Raw genomic sequence first — 14,599 nt, 5'->3', positions numbered from 1 at the left:
CACTGTACCGTCCAGACGGTTTTAGCTTTCACCCAACACTATACAGATGGATGTTTTCGCTTTCAACCCCATAATATAAATAAAAAGCAATTCTATACAGGGCAGGTATTTCGCACCGTTTGTTTTAAATGAGGAGAAAATATCGCTTTCAAGAGATAATCATCTTTCAAACGTCCATTTTCTTAACGTATTATAGATCAATTCTTTTTGTTCGCTGTCAATAGGATTTATATCGAAAAGGTCAGCTAACCATATCCCGTCTGTTGCTAATCGAATAATTGTTGTCATAATCGGATCGAGCCCGTCATTTTCAATATCATGTTGCCACTCTGTATAAACTTCATGAATTGGATTTAATAAGGTCGGGTTTATTGCTTTCGCTGCGAGTAATCCGGCATGCATATCTTTATTTTTGTATGTATTTTTAAAAGTTACATCAAGATAAGCGCGGGTCCGCTTCCCTTTTTCTTCGGAATCTTCAGCGGCATGACTATCAATTTTACTTTTATAATTGCTGGCTAAGTGCTCGACCATTTTTTCAACTAACACTTCTTTCGAACGATAGTGATAAAGTAGACCGCCTTTACTAATTCCAGCTTCCTCGGCTACCGCATCGAGTGTTAAATAAAAGATTCCCTTCTCAGCAACAATTTTAGATGCGGCATCAAGAATGGCTATTTTCCTAGATGTACCCTCCATTCTGCTTCCCTCCTTTATTGCATATCTATACATTATACCTACCAGACGGTCCATATTCAATTTTTTGGTTATTTGATGATTTTCTTGAAACCCAAAAATGTAGTTCATAAAAAGCCCTAAGTACTCCCGTTTTAGCGGGATGCACTTAGAGCTTTTCTTAAAAGCTTCGATTGAAAAAATCAAATCCGAGCGCGGTTGCAATTCCGAATACCAATGACCAAAGCGCTATGCTGATAGTCATCCAAACAGTGGCATTTGTTTTATTCGCCCCGAAAAGCAGTCCGATGAATGCCGCGATATGTGTTCCAATTACAATTGGTCCTAGTAGAGCAACACCTGGCATGCCGTACTTATTCCAAATACGTTTACCTCTCTCCGTTCGCTTAGATTCTGCTTTTCCTTTCTTCCGATTTCTAGATTCCATCCACTCTTTCACTCTTTGGAATCCAATAATAACGACCAGAACCGTCAGCATATTACCAATGAATGCAGTTAGAATCACCCAAACTGGAGATAAACCATTTATTATGCCCAGTGGTATTGCTAGCGCAATTTCCACCATTGGAATTGCTGCACCTATGAACACTAAAAAATACTCAAACATATATTAGTCCTCCGCGACATACTTTCTAATCGTTGTGTAATAAATTAAATATTGGAACAGGGACAGCAATAGTATGCTTATAATCATCCATACTTTTGAGATGGGAAGCATTATGAAAAAAACCGCGACTACCGGGAGAGCGAAAGAGAAAAATGAATACACTTTTTGAGTAGCCCTTCTCGTTACTTCCTGATATAACTCATCGTCATCCATATATTCCTGGGGTTTGAGTGATAATAGGGATATTTTTTGTAATGGAAAGCGTTTGTTATGTTTACCGACTTTTGCAATGAATGCGATGAGTGTTACTAGATACAACATCAAAAAAACATAGACAGTCATCCCTTTCACAAACCCCAAACTAAACGTTAACATGAATCCTCCTTCATCATAGACTTCGAAATTTGCTGAACTACCGACTATGAACACTAAAACCATTAGGATCGCTATGGAGCCCATCTGCCACAACGGATACGTAACACGCATATCATTTTTCATCTTCTTCCTCCCCTTCCAACCAAAATAATTCATTAATACTACAGTCAAGTTCACGGGCAAGTTTCAATGACAATGTGACGGACGGTGAAAATTCTCCTTTTTCGATAAAGCCGATGGTCTGTCGCGTAACCCCAACGCGTTTTGCAAGTTCAATTTGCGTAAAATCATGCCGGGCTCGTAATTCCCTCACCCTATTCCTCAGCATTACGACATCACCTCATATGAATAATGTACACTAAACTTAACGCACTGTAAAGTATTTCTAACATTAAGTTATGTTGACCGAACAAAAAGAGCCTAGGCTAAGCACCTAGACTCCGAGTGGTTTTATTATTTTATTAGAGTAATGTCGCTAATACCGCTTTTTGCGCATGCAATCGATTGCCTGCTTGTTGGAATACATAAGAATTCGGCCCATCAATCACTGATGTAGCGACCTCTTCTTCACGATGCGCTGGCAAGCAATGTAAAAACATATAATCTTCTTTCGCATAGGCTACTAACTCATCGTTAACTTGAAAATCTTTGAATGCTTCAAGACGAAGATTCGCTTCTTCCTCTTGCCCCATGCTGGTCCAAACATCTGTATAAATGACGTCCGCCCCATTAACAGCCTCAATCGGGTCCGTTGTTTCTAGCACACTTCCTCCATTAAACATCGCTAATTTCTTCGCTTTCAGAATCACTTCATGGTTACATGCATATCCTTCGGGTGTGCCAATTGTTATGTGCATACCTGCATGGGCGGCAGCAATGACTAAAGAGTGAGCAACATTGTTACCATCGCCGATATACGCCAATTTATGACCTTTTAAAGATCCTTTTACCTCAGCAATTGTGAGAAGATCCGCTAGCGCCTGGCATGGGTGAAAAATATCTGTTAATCCATTGATGACTGGAACAGATGTATGCTCCGCTAACTCTTTTACCATTTCGTGAGAATTTGCACGGATCATTACGCCGTCCAAATACTCCGAAAGGACTTTCCCTGTATCCGAAATTGACTCGCCGCGCCCGATTTGTAAATCGCGCGCATTCATAAACATTGCATGACCGCCTAAATGGATCATCCCGACTTCAAAAGAAATTCTCGTTCTAGTTGAATGCTTCTCGAAAATCATCCCCAACGTTTTCCCTGCCAAAACAGGTTCAAGTTTGCCTTCAGATGTATCTTTTTTAAGCTTGATTGCCTTATCTATCAAATACAAAACTTCTTCACTTGTAAGATCAAGCAGGCTAAGAAGATCTCGCCCTTTTAATCCTGCCTCTAATTCCTTACTATTCTCAGTTACCTTAATCATAAATCACTCAGCACCTTCCATTTGTTTTTCAATGTATGTTTTAGTATATGTATGCATAATTATTAAGTCAAGTGTATTTTTATAATTAATTAGAAAGTTAGGTGTTTAGTATTAAGAGCAGTTTTGACTTTTAAAGGTGGAGAGCCTGTGCTACGGGAATATACGAGGGAGCAACGGGAATAAAACATGGGGCGCAGCGATACGAGAATGAACAGGAGAGCAACGAGCATAACCGGACCCGCACCGAGAGCAAACAGACTCGAAACGAGAACAAACAAAAAAACCTTGTTACCCATTACGGAATAACAAGGCTATCGATTTTATTATCATTCAAACGTGATTTTATTAACTGTTTCACGGTCTAACTTTTTAATAACTGCAATGATCAGTTTTACTGTGTTTTCGTAATCATCACGGTGCAAGATTCCGGCATGTGAATGGATATAGCGTGTCGGAATACAAATTGCCAGTGATGGGACACCAGTTCCTGTAATGTGAATGGAGCCTGCGTCTGTACCGCCGCCGGGAATAGTTTCGAACTGGTACGGGATATTATTTTCTTCTGCCGTATCGACAACTAGATCACGCAAACCTTTATGCGATACCATCGATGCATCGAAGAGTAAAATTTGCGGACCATCGCCCATCTTTCCGGTTGCTTCTTTCGATGTAATTCCAGGCGTATCTCCTGCAATCCCTACATCTACTGCAATTCCGATGTCTGGTTGGATTTTTGTAGCAGCTGTTCGCGCACCGCGGAGACCGACTTCTTCTTGAGCTGCCCCGACGCCGAATACTACGTTCGAATGTTTTACATCTTTCAATCCTTTTAGAACATCAATTGCAATCGCGACCCCGATACGGTTATCCCATGCTTTCGCAAGCAACAACTTTTCATTGTTCATCACGGTGAATTCAAAATAGGGTACAACCATATCTCCCGGTAAAATTCCCCACTTCTTTGCTTCTTCCTTGGAAGTTGCACCAACGTCAATAAACATGTCTTTAATATCAACTGGTTTCTTTCTCGCTTCTGGAGAAAGAATATGCGGAGGTTTGGATCCGATGACACCTGTTACAGTATCCCCGCTGCGTGTTACGATTGTGACGCGTTGTGCGAGCATGACTTGCGACCACCAACCGCCAACGGTTTGGAATGACAAGAATCCTTTGTCATCAATCTTCGATACCATGAAGCCAACTTCATCAAGGTGGCCTGCGACCATTATTTTCGGGCCGTTTTCATCGCCAGTTTTCGAAGCAATTAGAGAACCTAGTCCATCTTGCTCAATTTTATCGCTGAACGGCTCGATATACTTTTTCATAACTTCCCGCGGTTCACGTTCATTCCCCGGAATTCCTTTCGCGTCCGTCAATTCTTTGAGCATTGTTAATGTATCGTCAAGTTTTGTCAAATTACTTCGACCTCCCAAATAAATCATACATAAGTAGTATATTCTAATTGGCGGTATTATTCAAAACATTTCAGATTCGAATGCGATTTTTCTTAGAGCAATTCTTTTCGTAAATCTGCCGCAGTTTTCTTAGACAACAGTCCAGGTGCAACATCAAAAACAGTTTTCGCACCATAATCTCCGCTTTGATTCAACCGATAAGCCGCTCGTGCATAGGCAACGAGAACACTTGATGTAAACTCAGGATTGCTATCAAGTTTCAAGGAGTACTCCATCACTTGATTGGTATCTGCACCTGTTTTACCGCTGCGAATGACAAATCCTCCGTGCGGCATCGCTGCATGGTCTCGCTTTAGTTCTTCCTCTGTAATAAAAGTCACTGTTGTATCATAATCTGAAAAATAATTCGGCATTGTTACAATTGCTTGTTTCACTTCAGTCGCATCTGCCCCATCTTCTAGGACTACATAACATTCTCGTGTGTGCTTGTCACGAGTTGATAGTTCCGGTAATGACCCGCTGCGAACTCGATTCACAGCATCTTCGTTCGGTATTGTATATTGCACTGCACCTTTAACACCAGGGATTCTTCTTACTGCATCGGAATGGCCTTGGCTAAGACCCTTACCCCAAAATGTATAGGTAGTTCCTTCAGATAAAACCGCTTCACCATATAATCGATTTATCGAAAATAGGCCTGGATCCCAACCAACAGATATGATTGAAGTATTGCCGTTTGGTTTCGCCGACCGATCTACCGCTTCGAAATAATTCGGGATTTCTGCGTGTGTATCAAAGCTATCGATAGTAGAGAAATATTTTGCCAAAGCGGGTCCTTGTTCTGGCAAATCATTTTTGGATCCGCCGCATAAGATCAATACATCAATTTTCTCTTTGAATTCCAGAATTGAGTCATGTGCATACACCGGAACTTTATCGTCAAGCAATGTAAGTTCATCCGGGTTTCTTCTCGTGAAAACGCCGATTAATTCCATATCATCGTTTTGCGCAATTGCCGACTCGACTCCTCTACCCAAATTTCCATATCCGGCTATACCGATTCTAATTTTCTTAGTCATTTCATCTCGCCTTTCTCATTATGTATTTGTCATGAATTGTTCACAGTCAAAGCTGTCCCTCTCCAGTATAAACAATGGTAAAGTAAAAGTATCGTTCGAAACTATGAAAAGAGGCTTTCAATTGCGAAACTTTGTTTATCTCATTGTGTTTATTTCTTTTTTCGATTTATTTTCCCAACTTCCGATAATGAGTCCTTTCGCTGATTCTTTGGGAGCAACCCCTTTTGTTATTGGACTTGCAGTTGGAATTTATTCGTTTTCTAATATGATTGGGAATGTCATTTCTGGGTTTATGACTGACAAACGCGGTCCATTTAAAATTTTAGTTTTCGGCTTATTTGCGTCAGCAGTATCGCTGCTCTTATATTTCGCAGTCAATGATCCACTTAGTCTGCTTGGTGTTCGTTTCATTCACGGTTTTATGGAGGGCCTTATCGTACCAGCGGCATTTACTTTTTTAGCGAATCGTACAGAAGAAACTAAACGCGGAAAAAGTGTTGCAATTTCTGGCGCTTTTGTCGGATTAGCTGCCATTATAGGACCTGCATACGGCGGGATCATCGCAGCAAAATCAAGCCCGGCTTTCGTCATGGCAATGAATGGAATGATGATGTTCCTTATAGCGATTGCCGCGTTTTTCGTTCTCCGTTCATTTAAATATGTTCCTAAAAAACAGACTTCAAAAAACCGAACTCGTGTTAGACAATTGTTTCGTTCGCCCGGGATGGTTCGGTCGTTTGCTGGAGCATTCTTCCTCATGTTCTCGCAAGGGGTTTTAGCACTCGTCTTGCCATTGAAAGTTGTCTCGCTCGGTTTTGATGCCAAAACAAGCGGCATGTTACTAAGTGCATTCGGCGTAACGGCGGTTTTGGTCTTTTTACTCCCGATCAACCGAATTTTCGATCGTGTTCGGCCGATTATAACGCTCGCATTCGGGTTGTCAATGATGGGCATCAGCATGCTGTTCTTAAGTCAACTAGAAGAATTAAGTTTCTTATATATAGCAATGATTATTTACGGTGTCGGATTTGCATTTCTATTCCCGTCCATCAATTCATTGCTGATTGACTCTTCCTCTCCCAAGTTTCGCGGGAAAGCGTATGGATACTTTTATGCATTCTTTTCAATTGGTGCCGTCGCTGGATCGAGTGTCATCGGATTATTAAACTTGGAATTCGCAGGTTCTTTTATGTTGACTGGGGTTATTTTAATTGCCTTCGCTGGTTATTCGCTAATCGGGATTACGAAAAAAAATTCGTTTGACAAAGCACCGCCCATCAGCTAATGTTTTATAAGGAAATGCATAAACAGTTCGAGAGAGGTTCATAGCGACCCTCTATAAAAAACTATGGATGGTGAAAAATGAATTTCAATCGATTTCATTATTTCTACATTTATGGACCTCCCTCGACATATATAACGGGAGGTTTTTTTAATTGGCTGGAAGAGATGAATCTACATTGACAGGGTTGACATTGTTAGGAAATCAACATACGGAGTACAAAGACACTTATAATCCGGGGATTTTAGAAGCGATTGACAATTTACATACAAAACGCGATTATTTCGTGAAATTCAATTGTCCGGAATTTACATCATTGTGCCCGCAAACAGGTCAACCAGATTTTGCAACGATGTACATCAGTTTTATACCTGATCAAAAACTTGTGGAAAGTAAAGCGCTGAAATTATATTTGTTCAGCTTTCGAAATCACGGAGATTTTCACGAAGACTGCGTCAATATCATTATGAATGATCTAATAGAATTGATCGAACCTAGATACATCGAAGTATGGGGCAAGTTTACGCCGCGTGGCGGCCTATCCATAGATCCTTACTGCAACTACGGGAAACCTGGAACGAAATACGAACAGATGGCCGAGCACCGGATGATGAATCATGATATGAATCCGGAAAAAATCGATAACCGCTAATGGAGGACGAGAAGACATGTTATATTATTTAAACGGTCTATTTGTCGGGCTATTGATTTTATCGAATGTATTGGCTGTAAAGTTGTTCAGTATCGGCGATTGGATTGTGTTGCCTGCCGCCGTCATCATCTACGTTTTCACTTATCCAATTCTAGATGTCATAACAGAAGCATATGGAAAAGAAGCCGCTCGTCGAACTGTGCTGACAGGTTTTCTCGCACAGATTTTGGCAATCGTGTTCATATGGATTGCTATCAAATTGCCCGCTGCGTCTTTCTATGAAAATCAACAATCATTTGAAGTTATTTTCACTGCCGGCTTTCGAGTGACAATTGCAAGTCTGGCAGCATATTTGGTCAGTCAGAACTTAGATGTAACGATTTTTGACAAGTTGAAAAAGCGACATGGCAAAAAGAAATTGTGGATTAGAAATAATCTTTCGACGATGGCAAGTCAACTCGTCGACACAGCTATCTTCATCACGATCGCTTTTTATGGCACGATGCCGTTGGGGGTACTCATCGGAATGATTTTCAGTCAGTATATTTTCAAGTTCATCGTTGCCGTATTAGATACGCCGGTTGTCTATGCGCTTGTCGCAATAAGCAGAAGGACTGAGAAAAAAGAAAAATTGGATACAGCGACTGCTCGTATTTAAAGAAAATAATGTTTGCCCCTCCCTCTTTCAAGGAATTAATGAAAGTGGGAGGGTTTTTTATGGATATTTTTACAGTAGGTCACTCAACACATACAGAGGAAGAATTTTTACAATTACTGCATGATGGAGATATTGATTTCCTAGTCGATGTGCGCGCGTTTCCGGGGAGTCGAAAGTTTCCACATTTTCATAAAGACCGCATGAGTATTTGGTTACCTGAATCGGGAATCGACTATTATCATATTAAAGAACTTGGTGGTCGTCGCAATAAATCCAAAACCATTGCTAATGAAGTAAATGACGCATGGGAAAATCGATCATTTCACAATTATGCGGATTATACGCTTGAAGAGAATTTTCAAACGGGGCTTGAAAAATTAAAAGAAATAGCCCAAAACAACACAGTAGCTTATTGTTGTTCCGAACGTCATCCCGCTAGATGTCATCGACTATTGATTAGCAATTGGCTTTCACTTAACGGTTGGACCGTTCGTCATATTCTCGATGGCCCAAAAGGAAGCACGGAAATTGAAGAACACGTCCCCGGCCAATGGGGTGCTCCTCCAGTTTTGAACAAAGATGGCACTGTCGTTTATCCGAAATTAAATATGTAACTAGTGATAATGAAGAACGTTGAAACAGCATGTTTATCGCTAGTTACTTTTCATACCGGATTTCCGTTCCGGGTGCGCTTTCCTGCGGGCGAGCGCCGAGCCAATCGAACAACGAAGAGTTCGATTTGTATAATTTTGCGGTCTTTGCAAAATTATACAGCCTGTAAAATCTGTTCTCCCAAACGCTTCGCTTTTCGGTCGCAAAAGCCGTTCTTCGTCACGGCTTTCGCTACGCTCAGTCCAGGATCTCGGCTAAGGAAAGAGTGAACTTCTCTTTCGCACTTCGCTTTTCCCGCGGGAGTCGCCCCTCCACTCCAATCAACTATATATTCCAATTTATTTATGAAGTTATTTTGGGACTTCTCCTAAAAGGGACTTGCCAAATATTAAAAAAGTATAAGAGGAGGTTTACTAACCCTCTCTTATACTTATGTAATCTTAAGGTGTTTCAACTTGTTCTTCTTGAAACGCACGGATCTCTTCTAAAAATGCTTCCCCGTATCGCTCCAGCTTTGCCAGTCCGACACCGTTTACTTCGAGAAATTCCTCTTCCGTAACTGGCATTTTACTTATCATATCTTGTAAAGTTTTATCCGAGAACACAACAAAAGGCGGGACTCCGGCTTCTTGTGCTAGTTGCATGCGCAGTGATCGCAGTTGTTCAAATAATGGATTGTCTTTTGTAATTTGTTTTGTGACAACTGATACTTTCCGGAACACTTGCACTTTTCCGGTTAACACTTCTTTTCCAAGTTCACTGACATAAATGATTGGAAATTGACCGTTTTCAACACCTAAGTAATTTTCCGAAATGATAAATTCGATGAAATCCGAAACTTCCTTTGCGCTTTTGTCCCTCATGATTCCGTAGGTCGTTAATTTATCAAAACCAAAATCAAACATTTTTTTGCTGCGAGATCCTGTTAACACTTGTGCAATCATCGTTTTTCCAAAACGTTGACCCATTCGAATGACACAAGACAATACCATTTGAACTTCTATAGTGACATCTGAACTTTCACGTGTATCCGTGCAGTTCGCGCAACGTCCGCAATCCTTTGTTTCAGATTCGCCAAAATACGTAATGATAAACTTTTGAAGACAAGTCTCTGTATGGCAATAGTCAATCATCGACTGCAATTTTTCAAGCTCCATCGGGATGCGGGTTTCGTCCTGTGATAGGTCTATTAAAAATCGTTGCGTTTGAACATCTTGGGATGAAAATAATAAAGTACAATCACTATCCAGCCCATCACGACCTGCACGACCCGCTTCTTGGTAATAACTTTCCATCGTCCGCGGCATTTGATAGTGAATGACATAGCGTATATTCGATTTATCGATTCCCATCCCGAATGCATTTGTGGCAACCATTACTGATATTTCATCATTTAAAAATTTCTCTTGGCCCGAGCTGCGTTCATCATCTGATAATCCCGCATGATATTTAGCGACAGGAACCCCTTTTTTCTTAAGCGTTTCGTACAATTGATCAACCGCTTTTCGCGTAGCTGCATAAATGATCCCAGCTTCGCCCTCATTCTTTTCAACATAATCGACTACGAACTTCTCCCGGTTCTGTCCTTTCACAACTGAAAAAGTTAGGTTCTCCCTTTCAAAACCAGTCATCACCGTATTCTCTTCAGTAATCCCGAGTTGTTCGCAAATATCCTCTCGCACTGCCGGAGTTGCCGTAGCAGTTAACGCGAGTACGACTGGCCTATCATGAAATAGCGAAATCATATGCCGGATATTTCGGTAACTCGGTCTGAAATCATGACCCCACTGCGAGATACAATGCGCTTCGTCGATTGCAACCATCGGAACGTTCATCAGTTGTAATCGATTTGTAAATGACGGTGAATCGAGACGCTCCGGGGCAATGTATAATAGATTATATTCGCCGCGAATCGTCGCATCCATTGTCATCTGGTATTCTTCATTTGTCATCGTACTATTAATATATGCAGCTGAAATTCCCGCTTCGTGGAGCGCATCCACTTGGTCCTTCATCAAAGAAATGAGCGGCGAAATTACAATGACAGTTCCTTCCATGACGAGTGCAGGAACTTGATAGCAAACGGACTTTCCCCCGCCTGTCGGCATTACACATAGTGAATCTTTACCTTGTAGAACGTTTTCAATTACATTTTCTTGTCCTTTACGAAATGAATCATAACCAAAATAATCTCGAAGTACAGAAGTTGCTCCAGTCAGCAAAATTATTCCCCCTTATCAAATAAAAAACGCCTATTCTTAGGCGTTTTCATTTTTAGTCTTGTCCATCAGACCATTATTCAGTAAACAACAAACGCTCTTCGTCGCGGCTGTGAATTTCATTAACAACTTTTAAAGCATGAAATTTATGTAAAACGCTTGGGCTTAACCCTTCTTCCACACGGAGCTCTTCGATATCTTTCACAATAATTCGAAGTAAATCATGATCACGAGTCAGCTTAATTATCGCTTCTTGGAGTTGGGGGTTCTCCTGGGCGATTTCCTTATAAAAACCGCTTTCTTCAGCATCTGCATGGCTGATTACGCGCGTCTTCCAGTAATCTATTAAATCATCTGCTGCTAGGTTGGCAGTTTCAAGTTCACCTTGTCGCAAATAATCCATCATATCTCTAGTTTTCGTAACTGCTCCTGATAATCCGCCTTCGTGAATTGCTCTATGTGCATGAAGTTGTCGCAATGCCGGTCCTGACATAATAAATCATCCTTTCCAGTTGTTCCTTCTAGCTATTAGAATACCAGATTCGCTCAACTATTGGAATGAAATACAGTTTACAAGCTCGTTAGTTTATTAGTCATGTACAATTGTCGCTTTATCAGGTGAACTAAATAGGCTTGCAACGAGTAACCCTATAAAGAATGTAAGAATACTCATCACCAGAAAGCTTCCATCTTTCGGGAATCCAGGATACATCACAAACACCGAGCCAATAATCAAACCAATAATCACCGCAAAAGTGACATACGTAAAATGAGTAAGTAAATAATTGATTATTTTACTGCTCACAACAAAACCAACGATAACGCCTGCCCCAATCACTGCAATAATCGGCAAGTTCAGATTGGATAATGCACTGATAGCAGTTGAATAAACGCCTAGCAATAATAATACAAACGATCCGCTAATCCCCGGTAACAGCATCGCCATGCTCCCAGCCCATCCTGCAAGGAAAAGTCCAACTGCGTTAGAGGCAGTCAATGTCTTTATCGGTGTAGTATCTGGCGGATTAATGAATGCTAATGAAGTAAGCGCTGCACCGACAATCAAAATCACTAGAAAATGTCCTAGCTTAAAATTCTTTTTCACATTTGCCTGTCTTGCGATAAACGGCAGCACGCCAATTATGAGCCCTAAAAAGAAAAATTGAGTCTGCGCGTGGTAATTTTTCAATAAATACTCAATAACTCTACTAAATAATAGTAACGTCGCCCCCATGCCAATCGCGAGCGGCAACAAAAAACCTATATGTTTTTTCCAATCACGACTGAAGAATCCGCTGATTGACGCTAGTAACTCATCGTAAATACCAAGGATGAACGCGATGGTTCCCCCGCTCACTCCCGGTATAAGATCGCTAATTCCGATAAAGAAACCGCGATATAAATTTCTCCATTGCATAAGCTTTGTTCCTCCATTTAAATTCAATGTCTTAAGTATACCATCATACACTATTTGTTACGCATAGAAAGTGTCTGATTTTCAAAGGTAGATTATTTACTATTAATTTCAATTATAATAGTAAAGGGGACCAAACAAAATGTATACCCGACTTTACAAAAAGAATGGTTTGCTATACAATAAATTTAAGAAATAAGTTAGGAGGACCTATTTTGCTCACAAATCGAGTACGAGAACTTCGGGCGCGTTTTGATTTAACCCAAGGCGAATTGGCCGACCGAGTCGGAGTAACAAGGCAGACGATAGTGTCCTTGGAAAAAGGGAGCTACACACCTTCCTTGCTTCTGGCGATGAATATTGCGGAGGAATTTGAAATGCCGATCGAAGAGATTTTTTCTAAGGAGGAGAAAAAATGAAAATCTACATCATGATTTTTCTGAGAATAATGCTTTTCATCTCACTTGCTATTATGGTTTTTGATTATTTGAGGGTTGAACAATTGTTTATTCAAATGGAACGAGGATATATTGACGAGTTTTCCGTAGGGATTATTAAGTGGCCAGGTTATGTTTTTATCAGTGTTGTCGGTCTTTTAATTGCTGCTGAAATCATTCGATTCTTTCAAGTGAGGAAAAATAAAAACTCAATCTTGAGTGCTTATTTAACCGCTGAATATGATGTTTCAGATGAACGTGCCGTTGCAAACACACATAAAGCTGTAAGTCTAGCATTTGTTGTGATACTAACCTATTCATTCTTCATGATCGGCTCCTACTTATTCATTCCAAATTATTTCATCGACCATATTTGGTACCCAATGTTCACGACGGCGTCTATTCCAATCGTCGGGCTGCTTACGTATTTAATTACTTATAAAGCTTTGGCGAATAATTGATAAAAAAGTCCGAACAGATTCCCCCTGTTCGGACTTCTAAATTTCTTAACCTACATGTGTTTCATTTCGATGCTTTTCAATTGCAGCCATTCGTTCATCGGATTCTTCTACGGTCATATTATGTTCAATGAAGTAGCGGTTTCGCGGGTGTACGCGGCATTCGTCTGTGCAACTGCGCATATAGAAATGCTCGTTTTCTTCTGAACATAAGATTTGAGCATTGCAAACCGGATTTGCGCAGTTAACGTAGCGCTCGCACGGTTCCCCGTCAAAATGATCGCGTCCTACAATGACATGTTCTACCTGGTTGATAGGAACAGCTATTCGTTCATCAAATACATAACATTGTCCGTCCCACAACTGGCCTTTAGCAACTGGGTCTTTTCCGTAAGAAACAATCCCGCCGTGCAACTGACCGACATCTTCGAATCCTTCACGAACTAGCCAACCGGAAAACTTCTCGCAACGAATCCCGCCTGTGCAGTATGTTAAAATTTTCTTGCCTTCGAACTGTTCCTTATTTTCACGGATCCACTGCGGAAGATCGCGGAAAGTTCTTATGTCTGGACGAATGGCACCGCGGAAATGTCCTAGATCATATTCGTAATCATTTCTTGCATCGATTACTACAGTGTTTTCTTCTTGCATTTGTTGTAAAAATTCTTCAGGGCTTAAGTAGTTCCCCGTCAACTCATTCGGATCTATATCATCATCTAAACTTAAGTTTACGATTTGATCCCGAACACGAACGTGCATCTTCTTGAATACATGGCTCGCTGCATCATCGACTTTATATACTATATCTTTAAATCGCTCGTCTTTTTGCATCATTGCAATATAAGCATCGGTTTGTTCAATTGTTCCTGAACATGTTCCATTAATCCCTTCAGCACCGATAAATATGCGGCCCTTTAATCCGATTTCCTTACAAGCCTTCAAATGCTCGGCAACTAAGGTCTCAGGATCCTCGACATGAACATATTTATAAAACAAAAGAACTCGATATCGTCCCTTTTCCATTAGTACTTCAACCACCTTGTTTAATTTGTTCCATAATTTTTCCACAGCAAAGATGTTGTCAGTATATCATAAAAAACGAGTTGAAAAAAGAGTTATTGCTTACGTTTTTGTGTCAAAAACCAAACCACGCCAAAATTTTCAGGAGGTCTTTTTTACCCACTGGCACAACTAGTGCCATTCATCTATAATGAAACTAGATTAATAAAGTGGAATTTTGTAGATGTATAAATTATTTTGTAACTATTTAG

General features: G+C 40.5%; 17 protein-coding genes and 1 riboswitch. Of the genes, 6 read left to right on the top strand and 11 right to left on the bottom strand.

Annotation, left to right across the window (positions count from 1 at the left end; all coding sequences use genetic code 11):
• Window positions 1-159 precede the first annotated feature (159 nt).
• The 7 genes from G8782_RS00275 to G8782_RS00245 all read right to left on the bottom strand — a co-directional run bounded on the left by G8782_RS00275 (window position 160) and on the right by G8782_RS00245 (window position 5,596).
• Entirely contained in the window at window positions 160-699 is a 540-nt protein-coding gene (locus G8782_RS00275; RefSeq protein ID WP_172368922.1) for a TetR/AcrR family transcriptional regulator, read from the bottom strand.
• A gap of 157 nt (window positions 700-856) precedes the next feature.
• Window positions 857-1,303, bottom strand: coding sequence for a small multi-drug export protein (locus G8782_RS00270; RefSeq protein WP_172368921.1), 447 nt, complete (start codon window positions 1,301-1,303; stop codon window positions 857-859).
• Window positions 1,304-1,306: 3 nt separating this feature from the next.
• Window positions 1,307-1,801 (bottom strand): hypothetical protein, encoded by a 495-nt coding sequence (locus G8782_RS00265; RefSeq protein WP_172368920.1) that lies wholly within the window; start codon window positions 1,799-1,801, stop codon window positions 1,307-1,309.
• Window positions 1,791-2,006: a helix-turn-helix transcriptional regulator gene (locus G8782_RS00260; protein WP_172368919.1), complete on the bottom strand. Its 216-nt coding sequence runs from the start codon at window positions 2,004-2,006 to the stop codon at window positions 1,791-1,793. The genes G8782_RS00265 and G8782_RS00260 overlap by 11 nt, the downstream gene beginning before the upstream one ends.
• Before the next feature lie 133 nt (window positions 2,007-2,139).
• Entirely contained in the window at window positions 2,140-3,102 is a 963-nt protein-coding gene (gene argF / locus G8782_RS00255) for an ornithine carbamoyltransferase (RefSeq protein WP_172368918.1), read from the bottom strand.
• A 326-nt stretch (window positions 3,103-3,428) separates the two neighbouring features.
• Window positions 3,429-4,517: a M42 family metallopeptidase gene (locus G8782_RS00250; RefSeq protein WP_172368917.1), complete on the bottom strand. Its 1,089-nt coding sequence runs from the start codon at window positions 4,515-4,517 to the stop codon at window positions 3,429-3,431.
• A gap of 92 nt (window positions 4,518-4,609) precedes the next feature.
• The gene (locus G8782_RS00245; protein ID WP_172368916.1) at window positions 4,610-5,596 is read right to left on the bottom strand and encodes a diaminopimelate dehydrogenase; all 987 of its coding nucleotides are present in this window, start codon (window positions 5,594-5,596) and stop codon (window positions 4,610-4,612) included.
• A gap of 121 nt (window positions 5,597-5,717) precedes the next feature.
• Here G8782_RS00245 and G8782_RS00240 point away from each other — a divergent pair, with 121 nt between their 5' ends.
• The 4 genes from G8782_RS00240 (at window position 5,718) to G8782_RS00225 (ending at window position 8,802) form a co-directional block, all read left to right on the top strand.
• Window positions 5,718-6,881: an MFS transporter gene (locus G8782_RS00240; RefSeq protein ID WP_343034892.1), complete on the top strand. Its 1,164-nt coding sequence runs from the start codon at window positions 5,718-5,720 to the stop codon at window positions 6,879-6,881.
• A gap of 27 nt (window positions 6,882-6,908) precedes the next feature.
• Window positions 6,909-6,952: riboswitch (PreQ1 riboswitch) on the top strand.
• A gap of 80 nt (window positions 6,953-7,032) precedes the next feature.
• Window positions 7,033-7,530: a preQ(1) synthase gene (gene queF / locus G8782_RS00235; RefSeq protein ID WP_172368915.1), complete on the top strand. Its 498-nt coding sequence runs from the start codon at window positions 7,033-7,035 to the stop codon at window positions 7,528-7,530.
• 16 nt (window positions 7,531-7,546) lie between these two features.
• On the top strand, window positions 7,547-8,188 hold the full coding sequence (locus G8782_RS00230; protein WP_172368914.1) for a queuosine precursor transporter: 642 nt from the start codon (window positions 7,547-7,549) through the stop codon (window positions 8,186-8,188).
• A gap of 59 nt (window positions 8,189-8,247) precedes the next feature.
• A complete protein-coding gene (locus G8782_RS00225; protein WP_172368913.1) occupies window positions 8,248-8,802 on the top strand; it encodes a DUF488 domain-containing protein in 555 nt (184 codons plus the stop codon).
• A 438-nt stretch (window positions 8,803-9,240) separates the two neighbouring features.
• Here G8782_RS00225 and recQ read toward each other — a convergent pair whose 3' ends face one another.
• The 3 genes from recQ to G8782_RS00210 form a co-directional block, all read right to left on the bottom strand.
• Window positions 9,241-11,022: a DNA helicase RecQ gene (recQ, locus tag G8782_RS00220; RefSeq protein WP_172368912.1), complete on the bottom strand. Its 1,782-nt coding sequence runs from the start codon at window positions 11,020-11,022 to the stop codon at window positions 9,241-9,243.
• A gap of 73 nt (window positions 11,023-11,095) precedes the next feature.
• Complete coding sequence (locus G8782_RS00215; RefSeq protein ID WP_172368911.1) at window positions 11,096-11,512, bottom strand: hemerythrin domain-containing protein; 417 nt, start codon at window positions 11,510-11,512, stop codon at window positions 11,096-11,098.
• Between the two features lie 96 nt (window positions 11,513-11,608).
• On the bottom strand, window positions 11,609-12,436 hold the full coding sequence (locus G8782_RS00210; RefSeq protein ID WP_172368910.1) for a DUF368 domain-containing protein: 828 nt from the start codon (window positions 12,434-12,436) through the stop codon (window positions 11,609-11,611).
• A 209-nt stretch (window positions 12,437-12,645) separates the two neighbouring features.
• Between G8782_RS00210 and G8782_RS00205 the strand changes: the two genes are divergently transcribed.
• Window positions 12,646-12,852, top strand: a complete 207-nt coding sequence (locus G8782_RS00205) for a helix-turn-helix domain-containing protein (protein WP_172370158.1) — start codon at window positions 12,646-12,648, stop codon at window positions 12,850-12,852.
• Window positions 12,849-13,331: a hypothetical protein gene (locus tag G8782_RS00200; RefSeq protein ID WP_172368909.1), complete on the top strand. Its 483-nt coding sequence runs from the start codon at window positions 12,849-12,851 to the stop codon at window positions 13,329-13,331. Before G8782_RS00205 ends, G8782_RS00200 begins: the two co-directional genes overlap by 4 nt.
• 45 nt (window positions 13,332-13,376) lie before the next feature.
• On the opposite strand, the gene trhO is transcribed toward G8782_RS00200, so the two are convergent.
• Window positions 13,377-14,351, bottom strand: a complete 975-nt coding sequence (gene trhO, locus G8782_RS00195; RefSeq protein ID WP_172368908.1) for an oxygen-dependent tRNA uridine(34) hydroxylase TrhO — start codon at window positions 14,349-14,351, stop codon at window positions 13,377-13,379.
• Window positions 14,352-14,599: the final 248 nt, after the last annotated feature.

Origin of the sequence: Sporosarcina jiandibaonis (genome assembly GCF_013184495.1) — a bacterium.
Classification (GTDB): Bacteria; Bacillota; Bacilli; order Bacillales_A; family Planococcaceae; genus Sporosarcina; species Sporosarcina jiandibaonis.
The sequence above is the reverse complement of the archived record's forward strand: the minus strand, read 5'-3'. Positions and strand labels throughout refer to the sequence as shown.